Genomic DNA, 18359 nt, shown 5'->3' on the forward strand with positions numbered 1-18359 from the left:
CCCGGGTCGCCGCCGCCCCGGCCGGCCCCCCCCCCCCCGCGTGCGCCCCCCCCCGGCGGGGGGGGGGCCCCCCCCTGACCCCCCCGGGCCTCTCTGGCCGGGGCTCTACGCAAGTGACGCCTCTGCTGCATCAACTTGCGGAGAGCCCCCCCTCCCCAACCCTCCCCTTGCCTGCGGCAAAGGGAGGGAGCACAGCCCAGGACACCTCCCATCGTCGGTTCCGCCTCCCGGCGCTAGAATGCAGCCCATGAACACGCTGACTTTCCGCCCCGCTACCGCCGCCGACATCCCGGCCCTGATCGACCTGGTCACCTCCGCCTACCGTGGCGACGCCTCCCGTGTTGGCTGGACCACCGAAGCCGACCTGCTTGATGGCCAGCGCATTGACGCAGCTGGCATCCAGGGCGATCTGGACCGCCCGCGCAGCGTGATCCTGCTCGCCGAGCAGGACGGCCAGCTGCAGGCCTGCTGCCATGTCGCCGATGAAAACGGCCACGGCTACTTCGGCATGTTCTCGGTCAGCCCCAACGCCCAGGGCGGCGGTATCGGCAAGCAGTTGATGCAGCGCGCCGAACAGCACGCCGCCGAGCAGTGGCAGCTGCCGACCATGCAGATGACGGTGATCGACTGCCGCGATGAACTGATCGCCTTCTATGAACGCCGTGGCTACGTGCGTACCGGCATCAAGAAGCCGTTCCCGTATGGCGATGAGCGCTTCGGCATCCCCAAGCGTGACGACCTGCAGTTCGAGATCCTTGAAAAGCCGCTGGGTGTTGCCGCATGAGCGAGACCTGGACCTTCATCTGTGCCAGCGAGGAACTGCTGCCGGGCGAAATGAAGACCGGCTTCGACGAAGTGACCGGTTCACCGATCGTCGTGTTCAATCTGGACGGTGAGCTGTATGCGCTGGAAGACCAGTGCACGCATGAGGAGTTCGAGCTGTCCTCTGGCACCTTGGACCCGGACGAGGGCAGCATCGAGTGCATCCTGCACGGTGCCCGCTTCGACATCCGCGATGGCCGCGCCCTGTGCGCCCCGGCCTATACGGCCGTGCCCAAGTTCCCGGTCAAACGCGAACACGGCGGCATCTGGTCGCGCGACGATCGCGACTGAGCTGGTCAACCAACGGGGGCAAGAGAGACGCGTGCGCGTCCTTTCCCAGAAGCCGGGACAAACCGCGGTATCTGGCCCCCCGCTCCAGAGCAGCCCCCAGCCTGAATAGGCGTTGTCCAACCTGGCGGATGCCGGGCCGCTGCCGTGAACCGCCAATTCATCCTTCGCGGCCGCCCCGTACCCGGAAGATAGCTGAGGTATACCCAGTACTTCAGAATTGAAAACGCAAACAATTCTCAATAAGATGCGCATCTGTCGCGATAACGCGAAATTAACGGTCTGCGCTTTTCCCCATGTCCTCCCCGTCCACCAAGGCTCAAACGCTGACTGTCGCCACCGTGCGGCGGCGCCTGCCTTGGCTGATGCTGGTGTTCGGCATGTTGCTGGTCTGGGCCGTGGCATTCCAGGCCAAGGCGGTGGTCACCGCCCCGCTGGCAATGGAAGCGTTCGACCAGATTCTGGTTTCGCCTGAACCAGGCCATCCGCAGCCGCCGCTGGAGATGGCCGCCATCAGCGAATCCGGCGGCGAGTCCTCACGCCTGACCCGGCCACGGCCGGCAGCGATGCTGTCCAGCCCGGTTCCGCTCGCTCTGTTCACCCCCAGCCGCGTCTTCGTGACTGCCGCCAGCGACACGCTGCTGCAGCACGCGGTTGAACGTGCCCAACGCTATCCGTTGGCGCCCTACCTGCTGCTCAATCCCGGCCACGCCCCGCCGCGCGCCTGAGCCATCGTTTCACCCTGCCGTCGCGCCAGCGCTGCGCCGGTCCTGTCTCCTTTCTGCGTTTCCCTTTGCATTGGCTGGATCTGCCAGTGCGTCCTCTTTGTTTGCCTACGAGTCCAACCATGACCCCTGTGCGTACCCCGCTCACTTCTGCCCTGCTGCTCGCCATTGCACCGCTTGCCGCCCACGCCGCCCCGGACACCGCTGCCGACGCAGCCACTGACCAGCGCAAAGCCACCGAACTGGACGCGGTTGACGTACACGCCGAACGGGCGCGCCTGCAGTCCTCCAAGTTCACCGCGCCGCTGCTGGATACGCCCAAGTCGGTCTCGGTGATTTCGCAGCAGGTGATCGAGCAGACCGCCGCCACCACCTTGCTGGATGCGCTGCGTACCGTACCGGGCATCACCTTTGGTGCCGGCGAAGGCGGCAACCCGACCGGCGACCGTCCGTTCATCCGTGGCTTCGACTCGGCGTCGGACATCTACGTGGACGGCCTGCGTGACGTCGGCAGCCAGACCCGCGAAGTGTTTGCGATCGAGCAGATCGAAGTGCTCAAGGGACCGAGCTCGGCCTATAGCGGCCGCGGTTCGGCTGGCGGCAGCGTCAGCCTGGTCAGCAAGACCCCGAAACTGCGCGATTTCGTGCAGGGCTCGGTGGGCCTGGGTACCGACAGCTACCAGCGCGCCACCGTGGACGCCAATGCGGTGATCGGTGACGGCATTGCCGCCCGCGTGAACCTGATGAAGCACGACAGCGACATCGCCGGCCGCGACGAAGTCAACGTCAGCCGCTGGGGTATTGCACCGTCCATCGCGTGGGGCCTGAACGGCCCGACCCAGTTCACCCTGGGCCACTACCACATGGAAACCGACGACCTGCCCGATGCCGGCGGTTTCCCATACAACAACCCGTTCACCACCGGCGTAAACGTCCCCAAGAACGGCGATGGCAGCCCGATCGTGCCGGACCGCAACAACTTCTACGGTCTGGTGGATCGCGATTTCCAGGAAACCAAGGCCGACATCACCACGGCCAACCTGTCGCATGAGTTCGGCGCGTTCACCCTGCGCAACGTGGCCCGCTTCGGCCGTACCACCAATGATTACCTGTGGACCCAGCCGGACGACAGCAAGGGCAATCCGAACCTGTTCGGCACCTTGTGGCGCCGTACCAACAGCCGCGCGGCACGCACTGAAAGCTTCATCAACCAGACCAGCCTGACCGGCGAGTTCAGCACTGGCTCGATCAAGCACAACATCAACGGCGGCATCGAGTATTCCGAAGAGAAGACCCGTCGCGGCAGCTACCTGATCGGCGATGTTGTCCGTCCCAACGGCCAGACCACCGGCGGCACCAACAACCCGATCACCGGCAACCAGGTCTGCGCCACCACCGGCGCCGCCACCGGTTACAACTGCACCGACTTCGCCAATCCGAACCCGCACGATCCGTGGTCGGCAACGCACACCGTCACCCGCAGCAACCCTGCAGTCGACGTGCGCCAGACCAACCGCACGCGTTCTGCCTATCTGTTCGACACCATGGAGTTCACCCCGCAATGGCTGTTGAACGTGGGCGTACGCTTTGACGACTACGATGCACGCCTGATCACCCCGACTCCGGCCGCCATCGCCGCTGGCACCAGCGACCTGCGCAATGCCCAGTCGTTCTGGAATGGCCAGGCCGGCCTGGTGTTCAAGCCGGCTGAAAACGGCAGCATCTACCTGTCGTGGGGCACCTCGTCCACGCCGGTTGGCATGGACGCCGGCGATGGCGCCGACGGTATCAGCGCAACCATCAAGAACCTGGAACCGCAGCGCAGCCGCAACATCGAGCTGGGCACCAAGTGGGACCTGCTGGACCAGCGCCTGTCGCTGACCGGCTCCATCTTCCAGACCGAGATGAACAACGCCCGCGTCACCAGCGATGCCGGCACCACCGAAAACGCGGGCCGCAAGAAGGTCAAGGGTGCCGAAATCGGCATCAGCGGCACCATCGTCGAAGGCTTGCAGGTATTCGGTGGTTACACCTACCTGGATGCCGTGGTTGAGGACAACGGCTTCACCCTGGTCAACGGTGCCTACGTACCGTCGCCGTTCAACGGCAACGTGTTCCCGAATACCGCCAAGCACAGCGCCAGCATCTGGACCACCTGGTCGCCGAGCTTCGTGCGCGGCCTGACCGTTGGTGCCGGCGCCAACTACGTCGACAAGGTCTACGGCAACGTCAACAACACCAAGTGGATTCCTTCGTACACCCGTTGGGACGCGATGGCCAGCTACGCCTTCAATGACACCTACAGCCTGCAGTTGAACGTGCAGAACCTGACCGACAAGGTGTACTTCACCAAGGCGTATGCTTCGCACTACGCGGCGATCGCACCGGGCCGCGCCGCAACGCTGACCTTCAACTTCAAGTTCTGATATAGACAACTGATCGTCAGTTCTGGATCCACCCGCCCCCGGCAGCTGCCGGGGGCGTCTCCACAAGGGAACACCATGCTGTTGCACATCCCCGACGTACTCACGCGCGAACAGGTGGCACTGGCCCGCCAGCGCCTGCAGGAGGCGGGCTGGGCAGACGGCAAGGCCACGGCCGGTTATCAATCGGCACAGGCCAAGCAGAACCTGCAATTACCCGAATCGGACCCTGCCGCACGTGCGCTGGGTTCGATGATTCTCGATGCGCTGGGACGCAACGACACTTTTTTTGCGGCAGCCTTGCCGAGGCGGGTCTACCCGCCGCTGTTCAATTGCTATCAGCAGGGCCAGACTTTCGGCTTCCACGTCGACAACGCCATCCGCTACGACCACATAACCCGCCCCAATGATCCGCAGCCGGTACGTACCGATCTGTCGGCAACGCTGTTCCTGGCTGATCCGGACGAGTACGAGGGTGGCGAGCTGGTCATCGAAGACACCTATGGCAACCAACGGGTGAAGCTGCCCGCAGGACACATGGTGCTGTATCCCGGCACCAGCCTGCACCAGGTCACGCCAGTAACACGCGGCGCACGCGTGGCATCGTTCTTCTGGATTCAGAGCATGATCCGCGATGACGGCCATCGGCGCCTGCTGTGGGAGTTGGACAACTCGGTACGGCAGCTCACCCATGATCACCCGCAACACCCCTCGCTGGTCAGCCTGACCGGCGTGTACCACAACCTGCTGCGGCAATGGGCCGAGGCGTGAGCGACCACGACCTCGACATCCACGCATTGCTGCAGCAACTGGCCGACGACCCCGACGCTGCATTGCAGGCGCTGCAGCAGCGCGCGCAGGCCGGCGATGCCGTTGCCCAGTTCCTGTTGGGCCAGGCCTGCATGGAAGGCCGCGGCCGGCCCATCGACGTCAGCACCGGCAAGGCATGGTTCGAACGCGCCGCCAATGGCGGCTTGCCGTTGGCCATGAACATGCTCGGGCGCTGCCATGAGTTGGGCCAAGGCACCGCGGTGAATCACGAACTGGCGGCGGTCTGGTATCGCAAAGCTGCCGACAGCGGCCTGGACTGGGGCATGTACAACCTGGCCAACCTGCAGGCGACCGGCCGCGGTGTAGCCAAGGATGAAACCGGTGCATATGCGCTGTACCTGCGTGCAGCCTACGCTGGCCACGCAAAATCAATGAATCTGGTCGGGCGCTGCCTGGAAGAAGGCCGCGGTGTCACGGCCAACCCGACGGCCGCCCCGGCGTGGTACCTGCGCTCTGCAGAGGCGGGAGATTTTCGTGGACAAGCCAGCCACGCTTCCCTGCTGCTCGCCGCCGGCCAGGTTGATGAAGCAGCCTTGTGGCTGGGCAAGGCCTTGGCACATGGCAGCCCTTCGTTCCTGCAGCAGATCCGGCCACAGCTTGCCAGTTCACCACATGCGGTGATCCGCGCACTGCTGGAAGCAGACGATTGATATTCGTCATATTGATAGCAATTCTCATTTGCAAAAGTTAACGAATCGTATCTACAATGCCGCACCGCGAACGCCGGCCCCTGTCGCCGCGTCCGCAATCCGGGGATACGAATGCAGCAACCACAGCGCCAGCACGCACAGAACAACGCCGTTTCCGGCGCTGTCAGCCTGCGTCCGCTGGCTTTGTGCATGCTGTTGCTGTTGTCGCTGCTGGCCGCCTTGTGCCAGAGCGGCACCCAGTTTTCCCGGCTCGGCCTGGCCCAGAACGGCCACGCGTCGGAGCCAGCGGAAGAACGTCAAGGCGGCGAACGCCACCTGGAAGAAGAAAGCCCGGCCAAGCTGCGCCGGGTAGCACAGCTGCGCGCACCACGCGCCGCCCTGCCACTGCCAAGCGTCCAGCAGCTGCTGTCCGCAGCGGACGATCTCATTCCCATCCGCATGCCCATCCCGGCCTCGGCGCCGGTCATTGCCCATGCGCTGGCCAGTCCGCGCCAACAACGTGGGCAGGCGCCACCGCTGAGCTGACGCTCCGCGCGTAGTCGTTTCCGCTTTACCCCTCTCTTCTTCCCAGCTCGTCCCTGCACGCGTGCGCGCCTGCGGTGCTGACGGCTGCAACGCGTATTTCCTTGACCGAGGTATTCCCATGGCCCTGCGCCAGCGTCACCGTGTGTCCGTTTCCCGCCACCTGCTCAGCCTCGCCGTGCTCGGCGCCATCAGCGCCAGCGCCCATGCCAACGGCAGCGGCGCGCCGACCACGCTGGACAAGGTCGTCGTCACCGCCAGTGGCTTCGAGCAGAAGATTACCGACGCGCCGGCCAGCATCAGCGTGGTCAGCCGCGAGGAACTGGCACTGCGTCCCTACACCAGCCTGGTCGACGCACTGCGCGATGTTGAAGGCATCGACGTCGGCATGGAAACCACCGACAAGAACGGTCGCGCCACCATCTCGATGCGCGGCATGCCATCCGAATACACGCTGGTGCTGATCGACGGTCGCCGCCAGAGCAACGTCGGCAACCTGTACCCGAACAACTTCGGCGGTGGCCAGTTTGCCTATATGCCGCCGTTGGATGCCATCGAACGCATCGAAGTGGTGCGCGGTCCGATGTCGACCTTGTACGGTGCCGACGCCATGGGCGGGGTGATCAACATCATCACCCGTCGCAACCAGAGCGAATGGCACGGTTCGGTGACCCAGGGCTTCACCGTGCAGCAGGAAGATGCGTTCGGCGATGCGCGCACCACCGACGTCTACCTGAGCGGCCCGCTGATCAAGGACCGCCTCGGCATGAGCGTGCGCGGCAGCTGGTATGACATCGACGAATCAAGCCCGGAATGGGACTCCCTGCCGCTGCCCGATGGCAGTCAGTGGGAACGCGCACTTGGTTTTGGCGGCGGCGGCAAAGCCGTGGCCAACACCAACTGGAACAGCGGCATCCGCCTGAACTTCAAGGCCAGTGACAACCACGACCTGTGGCTGGACTACGACGTCTCGCGCCAGAAGTACGACAACAGCAAGGGCCAGACCGGCACCCTGGACAGCGCCGAAAGCCTGTGGCGCAGTGGCGTGGCCACCATTCCCAACGGCAGCGGTGGCACCACCACCCGCCGCGTCGTGCAGCCGCGCGTGGGCTACACCGCTTACCAGCGCTATGAGCTGGACCAGCTGTCGCTGACCCATCAGGGCCGCTACGACTTCGGCACCTGGCAGACCAGCCTGTCGCGCACCCAGAGCAACAACCTGGGGCGCTCCTTGCCGCTGACCCTGGACGAGCGCGCCGACCTGCAGACCCTGTGGAACGACGTCTGCCGCCGCCGCGGCCAGGCCGCCAACTGCAACATGACCAGCGGTAACCTGTCGGTGCTCAATGACGCCGAACGTGCACGCCTGCAGGCCTTCCTGCCACGCCCGCTGCGCACCATGGAACTGGACGCGATGGTGCTGGACACCATGCTCGACCTGAGCTTTGGCGCACACAAGGTCACCGTTGGCGGCCAGTACAACAACACCGACATGACCGACGGCGTGTTCGGCATGGACGGTAATGGCTACCGCGACAACGTCAAGCAGAAGCATCGCACCTGGTCGGTGTTCGCCGAGGACAACTGGGCGTTCACCGATGCGCTTACCGCCACGCTCGGCCTGCGCTATGACCACCACAACATCTTCGGCAGCCATGTCAGCCCGCGTGCCTACCTGGTGTGGAATGCCAGCGATGCCTGGACCGTCAAGGGCGGCGTCAGCACTGGCTATAAGACCCCGCGTCCGGACCAGCTGTTCCCGGGTGTCACCGGCTTTGGTGGCCAGGGCGTGACCCCGCTTGTCGGCTCACCTCACCTGAAGCCCGAAACCAGCACCAACTATGAAATCGCCACCTATTACGACGGCGGCCGCTGGGGCTTCAACGCCACTGCCTTCCTCAACCGCTTCGACGACAAGATCGCCAGCGGCGGCAGCTTCGCCAACTGCGAAGTGGCACCTGCCAACAGCGGCCGATGCGTGGACGTGGGCCCGGGCTGGGCGGCACTTGGGTACAGCGTTTTCAGCCAGAGCGTGAACCTGGACAAAGCCGAGACCCGCGGCGTTGAACTGGCCAGCCACGTCGACCTGCTGGACAACCTGCAGCTACGCGGCAACTACACCTACACCAAAAGCGAGCAGACCAGCGGCGCCACCAAGGGCCAGCCGATCGCCGGCAACCCGGCCAAGCACATGGCCAATGCCAGCCTGAACTGGCAGCTCAACGACGCCATCAGCCTCAGCCTGATCGGCGAAGGCCGCTACGACCGTTACCGCGACACGCTGCTCTCCAACCTGGGCGGCGTCACCAGCTCAACCGTGCGCTACTACGAGGACTACACCACCTTCCACCTGGGTGGCAGCTGGAAGCTCAACGATTGGCTGACCGTCAATGCACGCGTCAACAACCTGTTCGACAAGGACTTCGTCTCGCAGTCCTGCGTGCTCACCTCGCCCAGCGAGTACAGCTGCGTTGACGACTACGCGGTGAAGGAACAGCGCCGCAGCTACTGGCTCTCGTTGAACGCGAAGTTCTGATTGGTGTAGCTGGGCACGGGCAGCGCTGAGCGTTTGCCCACCCCCGCCTGTCAACGCCGCAGCCCCACAAACGTTTCCAGCACAAGCAGAGCAACTACCTCCCTTGTGCAACGCACAGGGGAGGGCTGGGGAGGGGTAGCTTTTGACTTGGCTTCTTGCATTCCGCGAAGAACCAAAGCAACAGCCAGATCAAAAGCTACCCCTCCCAAACCCTCCCCTTGCCTGCGGCAGGGGGAGGGGGCAATGCACCGCACAAATTGCGAATCATTCTCATTAGTGCTCTAATCGTCGTCCTTTCATAATCCCGATTCCCGTGTCCGCAGACCGCAGCACCGCCACCACCGTGCAACAACAGGCCAGCCGTGGTTTCTGGTTGCGCACCTTGCATCAGTGGCACTGGATCAGCTCGGCAGTCTGCCTGATCGGCATGCTGTTGTTCTCCCTGACCGGCATCACCTTGAACCACGCGTCCAAGATCGAAGCCAAGCCGCAGGTGCAGAACCAGCAACTGGAACTCCCTGCCCCGGTGCTCAAGGCCCTGGGTGATCGCGAAGACGGCAATGCACCGCTGCCGGCACGCGTGGCCGACTGGTTGTCCAATCGTCTGGAAGTGTCCATCGGCAGCCGCGAGGCCGAGTGGTCGCCGGAAGAAATCTATCTGTCCATGCCCGGCCCTGGCAGTGATGCCTGGCTGAGCATCGACCGCGAAACCGGCGCGGTGGAGTTCGAGAAGACTCGCCGCGGTTGGGTTTCCTACTTCAATGACCTGCACAAGGGCCGCAACGCGGGCCCGGGCTGGGGCTGGTTCCTCGACGTGTTCGCGGTGGCCTGCCTGGTGTTCTGCATCACCGGCCTGTTCCTGTTGCACCTGCATGCGCGGCAGCGGCGCATGACCTGGCCGCTGGTCGGCCTGGGCCTGCTGATCCCGCTGCTGATCGCCCTGCTCCTCATCCATTGACCGTCATTCTTCCCGGAGTCGCACCATGCGCGTCACCCTGACCATCGCCCTGAGCGGTTTGATTGCCACCGCTCCCGCCGCCTACGCCGCCAGCCTCGACGTCAACGTCGAAGTGCCCAAGCTCAACGTGGCCGAATATCACCGCCCGTATGTCGCGGTGTGGATCGAAGGTGCCGACCAGCAGGTCGCCGCCAACCTGTCGGTCTGGTACCAGCTCCGCGACACCGCCGAAGGCCACGGCACCAAGTGGCTGCCGGACCTGCGCCAGTGGTGGCGCAAGTCCGGCCGTACCCTGCAGGTGCCGGTCGATGGCGTCACCGGCCCGACCCGCCCGGTCGGCAAGCACCAGCTCAGTTTCAGCGACCGCCAGCCGCAGCTGCGCGCCCTGCCCGCCGGCCAGTACTCGCTGGTAGTGGAAGCCGCACGTGAAGTCGGCGGCCGCGAACTGGTCAAGATTCCCTTCACCTGGCCGGCCCGTGCCGCGCAGAACGGCAGTGCCCAAGGCACCTCCGAACTCGGCGCCGTCACCCTTGCCGTCAAGCCCTGATCCCCATTACCAACGGAGCCAACCGATGAAGCGTTCCCTCCTGCTTGCTGCCACCATTGCCGCCGTGCTGCCCTTCTCCGCCGCCGCCCACAAGGCCTGGCTGCAGCCGTCGCAGACCGTGATTGCCGGTACCAACCCGTGGATCACCGTGGACGCGGCCGTGTCCAACGACCTGTTCTACTTCAACCACGTACCGCTGCGCCTGGACAACCTGGTGATCACCGCACCGGACGGCAGCAGCGTGCAGCCGCAGAACGCGGCCACCGGCAAGTACCGCAGCGTGTTCGACGTCGAACTGACCCAGCAGGGCACCTACCGCCTGGCTACCGTCAATGCCGGCCTGTCGGCCAACTGGCAGGAAGACGGCAAGCCCAAGCGCTGGCGCGGTACCGCCGCCACCTTCGCAACTGAAGTGCCGAAGGACGCCAAGGACCTGAAGGTCTCCGAGACCGCCGGCCGCATTGAAACCTTCGTCACCAACGGCAAGCCGAACAACACTGCGCTGGCGCCGACCGGCAAGGGCATGGAACTGGTTGCCCTGGGCCACCCGAACGACCTGTTCGCTGGTGAGCAGGCCAAGTTCAAGCTGCTGGTTGATGGCAAGCCGCACGCTGGTCTGGAAGTCGAGATCACCCGTGGTGGCACCCGTTACCGCAACGCCCAGGAAGAGATCAAGGTCACCACCGACGCCAACGGCGAGTTCTCGGTGACCTGGCCGCAGGCTGGCATGTACTGGCTGGAAACCGGCACCGAGGACAACAAGACCTCGATCCCGCAGGCCGCCGTCCGCCGCCTGAGCTACGTAGGCACGCTGGAAGTGCTGCCGCAGTAATGCTCTAAAAGCCCCTCTCCCGCATGCGGGAGAGGGGTTGGGGTGAGGGCAAGGCCGGAGTCGGACTCTTGAAGTTCGCAGTTGGCCGAGAGAAGCAAAAGCTCCCCTCATCCGCCCCTTCGGGGCACCTTCTCCCGCCTGCGGGAGAAGGGACCAACTGCACCCAGACAGTTTCCGATACCGATGTCCTCCAACTCCGACATCGCCGCCCTTGGCGGCCACACCATGGGCACCAGCTGGAGCGTCAAGCTGGTCGTTGCGCGCAGCCGTGACCTGCATCCGCTGCATGCCGGCATCCAGGCCGAGCTCGACCGCGTGGTCGCGCAGATGAGCACCTGGGAAGCCGACTCGGACATCAGCCGCTACAACCGCGCCGGCGCAGACAGCTGGCACGCGCTGCCCGATGATTTCTGGAACGTGCTCAGCAGCGCGCGCGACATCGCCGAACGCAGCGCCGGCGCCTTCGATCCCAGCATCGGTCCGCTGGTCGCGCTGTGGGGCTTTGGCGCCGATGCGGGCGCGCAGGTCGTACCTGATTCCGCGCATCTGGCCGAGGTTGCCGCTCGCTGCGGCTGGAACAAACTGCAGCTGGAACCGCAGACACAAAGCGCGCTGCAACCCGGCGGCCTGCAACTGGACCTATCGGCCATCGCCAAAGGCTACGGCGTGGATCTGGTCAGCCGCTGGCTGCGCCGTATCGGCATCAGCGCCGCGCTGGTCGAAGTCGGTGGCGAACTGCACGGCTACGGTTTGAAGCCCGACGGCCAACCCTGGCGTGTGCTGGTCGAATCCGCACCGGAAGAAGACGCCGGCGCCGAGTATCCGCCGCGCGTGCTGGCGCTCGATGATCTGGCGGTAGCCACTTCCGGCGACCGCTGGCACCAGTTCGAACGCGACGGCGTGTCCTATAGCCACACGCTGGATCCACGCAGCCATGCACCGGTCAGCCGTGCCGCTGCAGCGGTCACGGTGATCGCGCGCGACGCCATGCACGCCGATGCCTGGGCCACCGCACTCACCGTGATGGGCGCCGATGAAGGCCTGGCCTTCGCCAACCAACATGATCTGGCTGCACGTTTCATCACCCGCGCCGATACTGGGCTCGTGGAAACCATGACCCCCGCCTTCCAGCGTTACCTGGACCCCAGCACGCAATGAACCCCAACCGCTCCACGCGCGCACTGCTCGGCAATCTCGCCGTTGGCCTGGGCCTGCTGCTGATCGCGCTGTTGCTGCTGAGTCTGCATCTGGGCGAACGCTGGTGGCCGGCCGCGCCGCTTGCGCCGCAATGGTGGATGGCACTGGCAGCTTTGGCGATCTACGCGGCGGCCTGTTTCGCATTGTGGTGGTGTACCCGCCAGCGCGATGACGACACGAGCGACAGCAAGGAGCCGCCAATCCTGGTGGTGTGGGCAAGCCAGACCGGCTTTGCCCAGCAACTGGCACAACGCACCGCCGCGCATCTACGCGGCGCCGGCCACAAGACCCGACTGCGTGCCATCGACCAGGTTGATGCAGGCCTGCTCGCCAGTAGCCGCCAGGCCTTGTTCATCGCCGCCACCACCGGTGAAGGCGATCCACCGGACCACGCACTCGCCTTCCTCAGCCGGGTGATGCCGCAACCACTGAAACTGCCGCAGCTGCAGTACGCCGTGCTGGCCTTGGGCGACAAAACCTACGAGCAATACTGCGCGTTCGGCCATCAGCTCGATGAGTGGCTGCGCACGCATGGCGCACAGCCGCTGTTCGATACAGTGGAAGTGGACAACGCCGATGTCGACGCGCTGCGCCATTGGCAGCAGCTGCTGGGCCAGCTGGGTGGCGAAGCCGCCAACGCAACCGACTGGAGTGCACCGGCCTACCAGTCGTGGCTGCTGCGCCAGCGCGACGTGCTTAATCCCGACAGCGTTGGCGGCCAGGTATTCCACCTGCAGCTGCAGCCCGCGGACGGAAAGCTGCCGACCTGGCAGGCTGGCGATATCGCCGAGATCGGCCCACGTCAATCTACTGCCGCGGTGACGCAGTGGCTGCAGGCGAACGGCTTCGATGCTGCAGCCATGCTTGCCGATGGCCGTTCACTGCGCGATGCCCTCGCCCAATCCCATCTGCCCGACAGCGTCGACAACCACGACGCCAATGCACTTGCCGCCAACCTCAAGCCACTGCCGCACCGCGAGTACTCGATTGCCTCGATGCCAGGCGAAGGCAGCCTGCAACTGATGTTGCGCCGGCAACTGCGTCCGGACGGCACACCGGGCCTGGCCAGCGGTTGGTTGTGTGACTACACACAGATCGGCGACAGCATTGATCTGCGCCTGCGCAGCAACAGCAACTTCCATCCACCAGGCAATGCCGCACCGTTGATCCTGATCGGCAATGGCACCGGCATTGCCGGCCTGCGCGCACATCTGCGTGCACGCATCGATGCCGGCGCGCGACGCAACTGGCTGCTGTTTGGCGAACGCAATGCCGCCCACGATTTCCATTTTGGTACCGAGCTGCAGCAATGGCAGCGCGAGGGCGGAATCGAGCGACTGGACACCGTTTTCAGCCGCGATGATGGTCAGTTCCACTACGTGCAGGACGCGCTGGCGGCGCATGGCGAGCTGCTACGGCAATGGCTGGATGACGGCGCCACCATCCTGGTCTGCGGCAGCCTGCAAGGCATGGCCCCGGCGGTGGACAAGGTCATCGTCGACGCGATTGGCGAAGATGCGCATCAAGCATTACGCATAGCCGGCCGCTACCGCCGCGACGTGTACTAGCTCTGCCCCCTCCCTTTTGCGCAGCAAAGGGGAGGGTTGGGGAGGGGTTGCCGTTGCCTTGCGCTGTTGGTTCTTTGGCTTCGCGGCTCACGCCGCTCCTACAACAGCCGGGGCTACCTTTATCGCCAGCAGCTCACCGCCGCCGCTGAGCGTGTAACGCTGCCGCTCGCCCGCCCCCAACCAGGCGGTATCGCCCGCCGACATTGCCGGCAGCACGCCACCCTCGAACTCGGCCTGCCCGGCCAATAGATGGATCGCCCACGCGGCCTGCGGCTCGGTGAAGAACAGCATGTTGCCAACCAAGGGGCGATGCAGCAGCTCGGCTTGCAGCGCCTCACGCCGCCACATCAGGTTGAAATCCTGGGTCACGCCATCGACCAGTTCACCCACCAGCTCCGCCTCGCCAGCGAAGCGCAGGCGCTGATACGGCGGCAGCAGGGTTTCGCAACGGCCATCGGCGAAGCGCAGGCGCAGGCCTTCGCCCTGCAGTAATACAAGCTCACGTTCGACACCCGGGAAGGCGGAGAACGCCGCGTCCTGTTCGATCTCGGCGATGGATAGCCGCAGCTGCCAATCACCCTGCTCGGGCAGCCGCAGGATTTCGCGCGTCCAACCCAGACCATTGCGCCAGCGCTCGCGCTGGTAGAGGGCGGAGGGGATGACGCGGGAAGGAGAGTTCAGTGTATGCATCGGGCAATGATGCCATCAGCGCGCAGCGACTGCTTTTTTGTGGGAGCGGCGTGAGCCGCGAAGCCACGGATCCAACAGCCCAAGGCAACGGCAACCCCTCCCCAGCCCTCCCCTTGCCTTCGGCAAAGGGAGGGGGTTCAAAGCACCCCCTCCCCAACCCTCCCCTTTGCTATGCAAAAGGGAGGGGGCAGAAGCCTTGCTTACTTCGGCATCGCCAGGTTCTCAGCCGTCAACGGCTTGCCCGCCCGCGGGGTGGTCACGATCACCGCATCAGCCGGCAAGGCCGTGCCCTTGTCCAGGCGCGCCTGCACCCGGTCCAACGCCTCATAGACGTACGGCAACAGCGGCAGGTAACGCGAGCCGTAATCCGGCAGGCCGAGGAAACCATCGAAGTGCTGCACGTTCTGCACCTTCCAATAGCTCACCTCGCGCCCGGCAGCCTTGGCCGCTGCCGCATATGGCGCGCTGCTGAAAGCCGGCGGAATCAGACCATCATCGGCACCGTGCACCACCATCACCGGCAGGCCCTTGCGCGGCACGCCGGCATGCGTGGCCTGGATGCCCGCCTGCACGCGCTTGGCGTCTTCGCCCTGCCCGTCCCACAGAGCGCGCAGACATCTCAGCCCGGCATAGGTCAGGTCCGGCAGGGCGACTTTGCTGTCGAGCAGGCCGACGCCTGCGCCCGGTGGGATGCCGCTGCCATCGGAGATCCATGCGGCCCGCTCGATCGACGTCGCCGCGCGTGGCGAGAAGTCAGCATTCTGTGCGGCGAAGTTGAAACCGCAGGGATGCTCGCCCACGCCAAAACGGCCATAAGCCGATGCATAGGTCGCAGCAATCGCACGCCACAGATCAAAGCCGGTGGACAAGGCGCCCGCACGCAGCGATGCATCGGTCCAACCCTTGCTCAGCATCAGGTCGTACGCCGCCTTGGCCTGCGCAGCCGGGGTAGCGCCGCTGATAACGCCTTCGGTCGCCAGCGTCGCGCAGCGCACTGCGGCACCGGCCTGCAGGGCAGCGGTCATCGGCGGCTGCGGCAGGTTGCTCATGTGCAGCTGCGCACACGGCATCAACAATGCCGCTTCGGTGGTGTAGTCGTACAACGCGCGTGCGCCCGGGCCGCTGGAATAGATGCTCGGCTCGCCCGCCACCACGGCGTCCAGCCAATCGCCCTCCAACTCGGCCGCACGCAGCACCGCACCGCCACCGTTGGAGATACCGACGGCAACGATGCGGGTGTTCTCAAACGTGAAAGGCGCAGCCTGCGGATAGGCTTCTGCCAATGCCAGCAGCGCGAACTCGGCGGCCTGCTTTACGTGCCGGCCCCAATCAGCCTCCGGATTGTCCTTGGAATGTGCGTGCTTGAACGCAACGCCCGAAGCATTGATCGGCGCATCCGGCACGAAGGCGAGATCACTCACCTCACCCAAGGCACCAACCGTGCCATTCGCACGCACGCCAACCTGCGCGTTCAGATCGTAATAATCGCTGCCCGCGCCCTTGTCGGTATAGACCACGGCACAGCCCTTGGGCAGGCCCCAGGCAGCGGCGACCGACACGGCGCCATAGATGCCGCGCGAGCCCGACGCCGGTGCGACCAGCACGCAGCGCTTGCCGGTATCGAAGTTGTCCGGCACCTGTGCCAGCACGCGATGCGGTTGCTTGGCGCCAGGCAGGCGGGCGAACGCCGAATACTCGCGGCCGGGCACGCTCTGCAGGCTGCCGAACAGTTCGCCGTAGCCACCGCCGGGAGCGAGGTCGGCAATACCGCGCCAGCTTCCCCACATCGCCCGCCGGCGCAGCTCATCGACGGTTGGCGCACTGGCGTCGGCAAATGCCGGCGGCGCCATGCTGCGCAGCCCGGCCAGGCCGAGCCCGGCGGTAAGCAGGTCGTCACTGCCGCGGTGTTCGCTGCGGAGTTCGTTGCTGAACATGGAAGGCTCCACGGACTTGGATGCTGGGCCGCTGGCACAGGAAGCCAGGCTCAGTCCGACGAATAGGCCGCAGGCGGCGCGCAGTAGGGTTTGGCTCATGGACGCACCCTAGCAGAGCCGCAGCAGCCCTCTCATCGTACTTAAGTACCACACGCTTTTAGCGCCACGGCTGCTAGGTTTCCACCATCCCCCAAAGCAACAAATCGGAGTTCCCCATGGACCGCTTCCTGCAAGGCCGCACCGCATTGGTGACCGGCAGTACCTCCGGCATCGGCCTGGCCATCGCCCAGGCCCTGGCCAGCGCCGGTGCGCGCGTGGCCATCAATGGCCTCGGCAGCGCCGAGCAGATCGAGGCGGCGCTGAAGAGCGTCACCGATGCAGGCAGCGAATCGCAGCATTTCGATGCCGACCTGCGCAAGCCCGACCAGATCGCGCACATGCTCGAAGCCGTGCAGGCCTGGGGCAACATCGACATCCTGGTGAACTGCGCCGGCATCCAGCACGCCGCGCCCTTGGCCGAGCAGCCGCCGCAGAAGTGGGACGACATCATCGCCATCAACCTCAGCGCGGCCTTCCACACCATGCAGCAGGCGCTGCCGGGCATGGCCGAGCGTGGCTATGGCCGGGTGGTCAACATCGCCTCGGTACACGGTCTGGTCGCCTCCAAGAACAAGGCTCCTTACGTAGCCAGCAAGTTCGGCATCGTTGGCCTGAGCAAGGTCGCCGCACTGGAATACGCCGCGGCAGGCAGCCGTGACAGCGGTGGCGTCACCGTCAACTGCGTCTGCCCGGGCTGGGTGGAAACCCCGCTGATCGAGCCGCAGATCCAGGCACACCGCAATGGCGGCAGCCGCGACGACGGCGTGCGCGCCCTGCTGGAAGAAAAGCAGCCCAGCCTGCGCATGTCACTACCAGAAGACATCGGCGCGATGGTGGTGTGGCTGTGCCGCCGCGAGGCGCACAACCTGACCGGCGCGGCGATGCCGATGGACGGCGGCTGGACCGCGCAGTAAGTCTGGAAATGCAGGAGGAAGCGGGCAATGGCTGAAATCCACGGCATACTGCCACGGGTGCACGCTGCCGAGCAGCCGGCACCCGCTTCCTTCCATCCTGTTAGCACTGCCATGCCCAGCCTGTTGATTGCCGACGACCATCCCCTGTTCCGCGCCGCCCTGCGGCAGGCCGCCAGCGAGGCCGTCAGTGAACTGCAGGTCCGCGAGGCCGAAACGCTGGAAGGGGTGCTCGCCGCCCTGGATGCCGCACCGGATACCGACCTGATCCTGCTCGACCTGCACATGCCGGGCAATCATGGCCTGGCCGGTCTGGCCGCGATCCGTGCCCAGCACCCTGGCGTGGCGGTGATCGTGGTTTCAGCCAATGATGATCCGCGCGTGGTGCGACGTGCGCTCGATCACGGCGCTGCGGGTTACCTGCCCAAGAGTTCGGGCTTGAACGAGTTGCGCGAGGCAATTCGCAGCGTGATGGCCTGCGAGCAATGGCTGCCAGCCTCGTTGCGCGCTTCGGTCTCGCGTGCACAGTCTTCCAGCCACGACAGCGAGTTGGCGGCGCGCCTGGCGAGCCTGTCACCGCAGCAGTTCCGCGTACTGGCGCTGGTCGCCGAAGGCCTGCTCAACAAGCAGATCGCCGACCGTCTGGATGTACAGGAACGCACGGTCAAGGCGCATCTTTCCGCCATCTTCGAGCGGCTGGGGGTGCGCAACCGCACCCAGGCCAGCGTGGTGCTGCGTGAGCTGGAATTGAGCGACCCGGCGCGACAGGCGCTGTAGTCAAGGCTTTTGATTCTTGTGGGAGCGGTGTCAACCGCGAAGCTATCGA

Annotated in this window: 17 protein-coding genes; 15 read left to right on the forward strand and 2 right to left on the reverse strand. The window is 65.2% G+C overall.

Annotated elements, in window-relative coordinates; all coding sequences use genetic code 11:
* Nucleotides 1-247: 247 nt before the first annotated feature.
* From ACVOLV_RS05525 to ACVOLV_RS05585, 13 genes are all read left to right on the forward strand, one after another.
* The gene (locus ACVOLV_RS05525; protein WP_303749186.1) at nt 248-784 is read left to right on the forward strand and encodes a GNAT family N-acetyltransferase; all 537 of its coding nucleotides are present in this window, start codon (nt 248-250) and stop codon (nt 782-784) included.
* Nucleotides 781-1113, forward strand: coding sequence for a non-heme iron oxygenase ferredoxin subunit (locus ACVOLV_RS05530; RefSeq protein ID WP_303749185.1), 333 nt, complete (start codon nt 781-783; stop codon nt 1111-1113). The genes ACVOLV_RS05525 and ACVOLV_RS05530 overlap by 4 nt, the downstream gene beginning before the upstream one ends.
* Nucleotides 1114-1406: 293 nt before the next feature.
* On the forward strand, nt 1407-1838 hold the full coding sequence (locus ACVOLV_RS05535; RefSeq protein WP_481553527.1) for a hypothetical protein: 432 nt from the start codon (nt 1407-1409) through the stop codon (nt 1836-1838).
* Nucleotides 1839-1957: 119 nt separating this feature from the next.
* Nucleotides 1958-4261, forward strand: coding sequence for a TonB-dependent receptor (locus ACVOLV_RS05540; protein ID WP_481553528.1), 2304 nt, complete (start codon nt 1958-1960; stop codon nt 4259-4261).
* A gap of 75 nt (nt 4262-4336) precedes the next feature.
* Complete coding sequence (locus tag ACVOLV_RS05545; protein WP_481553529.1) at nt 4337-5029, forward strand: Fe2+-dependent dioxygenase; 693 nt, start codon at nt 4337-4339, stop codon at nt 5027-5029.
* Nucleotides 5026-5739, forward strand: a complete 714-nt coding sequence (locus ACVOLV_RS05550) for a tetratricopeptide repeat protein (RefSeq protein WP_481553530.1) — start codon at nt 5026-5028, stop codon at nt 5737-5739. Before ACVOLV_RS05545 ends, ACVOLV_RS05550 begins: the two co-directional genes overlap by 4 nt.
* 111 nt (nt 5740-5850) lie before the next feature.
* Nucleotides 5851-6264, forward strand: coding sequence for a hypothetical protein (locus tag ACVOLV_RS05555; protein WP_481553531.1), 414 nt, complete (start codon nt 5851-5853; stop codon nt 6262-6264).
* A 118-nt stretch (nt 6265-6382) separates the two neighbouring features.
* Entirely contained in the window at nt 6383-8797 is a 2415-nt protein-coding gene (locus ACVOLV_RS05560; RefSeq protein ID WP_481553532.1) for a TonB-dependent receptor domain-containing protein, read from the forward strand.
* Nucleotides 8798-9110: 313 nt separating this feature from the next.
* Nucleotides 9111-9755 carry a PepSY-associated TM helix domain-containing protein gene (locus ACVOLV_RS05565; RefSeq protein WP_282272918.1) on the forward strand — a complete coding sequence of 215 codons (645 nt, stop codon included), beginning with the start codon at nt 9111-9113 and terminating at the stop codon, nt 9753-9755.
* Between the two features lie 25 nt (nt 9756-9780).
* Nucleotides 9781-10302 carry a DUF2271 domain-containing protein gene (locus tag ACVOLV_RS05570; RefSeq protein WP_282272916.1) on the forward strand — a complete coding sequence of 174 codons (522 nt, stop codon included), beginning with the start codon at nt 9781-9783 and terminating at the stop codon, nt 10300-10302.
* A 25-nt stretch (nt 10303-10327) separates the two neighbouring features.
* Complete coding sequence (locus ACVOLV_RS05575) at nt 10328-11134, forward strand: DUF4198 domain-containing protein (protein WP_481553533.1); 807 nt, start codon at nt 10328-10330, stop codon at nt 11132-11134.
* A gap of 177 nt (nt 11135-11311) precedes the next feature.
* A complete protein-coding gene (locus tag ACVOLV_RS05580; protein WP_481553584.1) occupies nt 11312-12292 on the forward strand; it encodes an FAD:protein FMN transferase in 981 nt (326 codons plus the stop codon).
* Nucleotides 12289-13899, forward strand: a complete 1611-nt coding sequence (locus tag ACVOLV_RS05585) for a sulfite reductase subunit alpha (protein ID WP_481553534.1) — start codon at nt 12289-12291, stop codon at nt 13897-13899. The genes ACVOLV_RS05580 and ACVOLV_RS05585 overlap by 4 nt, the downstream gene beginning before the upstream one ends.
* Before the next feature lie 87 nt (nt 13900-13986).
* Here ACVOLV_RS05585 and ACVOLV_RS05590 read toward each other — a convergent pair whose 3' ends face one another.
* Entirely contained in the window at nt 13987-14589 is a 603-nt protein-coding gene (locus ACVOLV_RS05590; protein WP_296250704.1) for a HutD/Ves family protein, read from the reverse strand.
* Between the two features lie 200 nt (nt 14590-14789).
* Nucleotides 14790-16622 carry a 3-hydroxybutyrate oligomer hydrolase family protein gene (locus tag ACVOLV_RS05595; RefSeq protein WP_481553535.1) on the reverse strand — a complete coding sequence of 611 codons (1833 nt, stop codon included), beginning with the start codon at nt 16620-16622 and terminating at the stop codon, nt 14790-14792.
* A 116-nt stretch (nt 16623-16738) separates the two neighbouring features.
* Between ACVOLV_RS05595 and ACVOLV_RS05600 the strand changes: the two genes are divergently transcribed.
* Both ACVOLV_RS05600 and ACVOLV_RS05605 read left to right on the forward strand, forming a co-directional pair.
* Nucleotides 16739-17536 carry a 3-hydroxybutyrate dehydrogenase gene (locus ACVOLV_RS05600; protein ID WP_481553536.1) on the forward strand — a complete coding sequence of 266 codons (798 nt, stop codon included), beginning with the start codon at nt 16739-16741 and terminating at the stop codon, nt 17534-17536.
* A 111-nt stretch (nt 17537-17647) separates the two neighbouring features.
* Entirely contained in the window at nt 17648-18310 is a 663-nt protein-coding gene (locus tag ACVOLV_RS05605) for a response regulator transcription factor (protein ID WP_481553585.1), read from the forward strand.
* Nucleotides 18311-18359: the final 49 nt, after the last annotated feature.

Source organism: Stenotrophomonas sp. STEN023, assembly GCF_056760135.1.

Excerpts from the sequence above, each read along its gene's own strand:
- ACVOLV_RS05525 (WP_303749186.1), top strand. The coding sequence starts at position 248 with ATGAACACGCTGACTTTCCGCCCCGCTACCGCCGCCGACATCCCGGCC.
- ACVOLV_RS05530 (WP_303749185.1), top strand. The coding sequence starts at position 781 with ATGAGCGAGACCTGGACCTTCATCTGTGCCAGCGAGGAACTGCTGCCG.
- ACVOLV_RS05535 (WP_481553527.1), top strand. The coding sequence starts at position 1,407 with ATGTCCTCCCCGTCCACCAAGGCTCAAACGCTGACTGTCGCCACCGTG.
- ACVOLV_RS05540 (WP_481553528.1), top strand. The coding sequence starts at position 1,958 with ATGACCCCTGTGCGTACCCCGCTCACTTCTGCCCTGCTGCTCGCCATT.
- ACVOLV_RS05545 (WP_481553529.1), top strand. The coding sequence starts at position 4,337 with ATGCTGTTGCACATCCCCGACGTACTCACGCGCGAACAGGTGGCACTG.
- ACVOLV_RS05555 (WP_481553531.1), top strand. The coding sequence starts at position 5,851 with ATGCAGCAACCACAGCGCCAGCACGCACAGAACAACGCCGTTTCCGGC.
- ACVOLV_RS05560 (WP_481553532.1), top strand. The coding sequence starts at position 6,383 with ATGGCCCTGCGCCAGCGTCACCGTGTGTCCGTTTCCCGCCACCTGCTC.
- ACVOLV_RS05570 (WP_282272916.1), top strand. The coding sequence starts at position 9,781 with ATGCGCGTCACCCTGACCATCGCCCTGAGCGGTTTGATTGCCACCGCT.
- ACVOLV_RS05575 (WP_481553533.1), top strand. The coding sequence starts at position 10,328 with ATGAAGCGTTCCCTCCTGCTTGCTGCCACCATTGCCGCCGTGCTGCCC.
- ACVOLV_RS05585 (WP_481553534.1), top strand. The coding sequence starts at position 12,289 with ATGAACCCCAACCGCTCCACGCGCGCACTGCTCGGCAATCTCGCCGTT.
- ACVOLV_RS05590 (WP_296250704.1), bottom strand. The coding sequence starts at position 14,589 with ATGCATACACTGAACTCTCCTTCCCGCGTCATCCCCTCCGCCCTCTAC.
- ACVOLV_RS05595 (WP_481553535.1), bottom strand. The coding sequence starts at position 16,622 with ATGAGCCAAACCCTACTGCGCGCCGCCTGCGGCCTATTCGTCGGACTG.
- ACVOLV_RS05600 (WP_481553536.1), top strand. The coding sequence starts at position 16,739 with ATGGACCGCTTCCTGCAAGGCCGCACCGCATTGGTGACCGGCAGTACC.
- ACVOLV_RS05605 (WP_481553585.1), top strand. The coding sequence starts at position 17,648 with ATGCCCAGCCTGTTGATTGCCGACGACCATCCCCTGTTCCGCGCCGCC.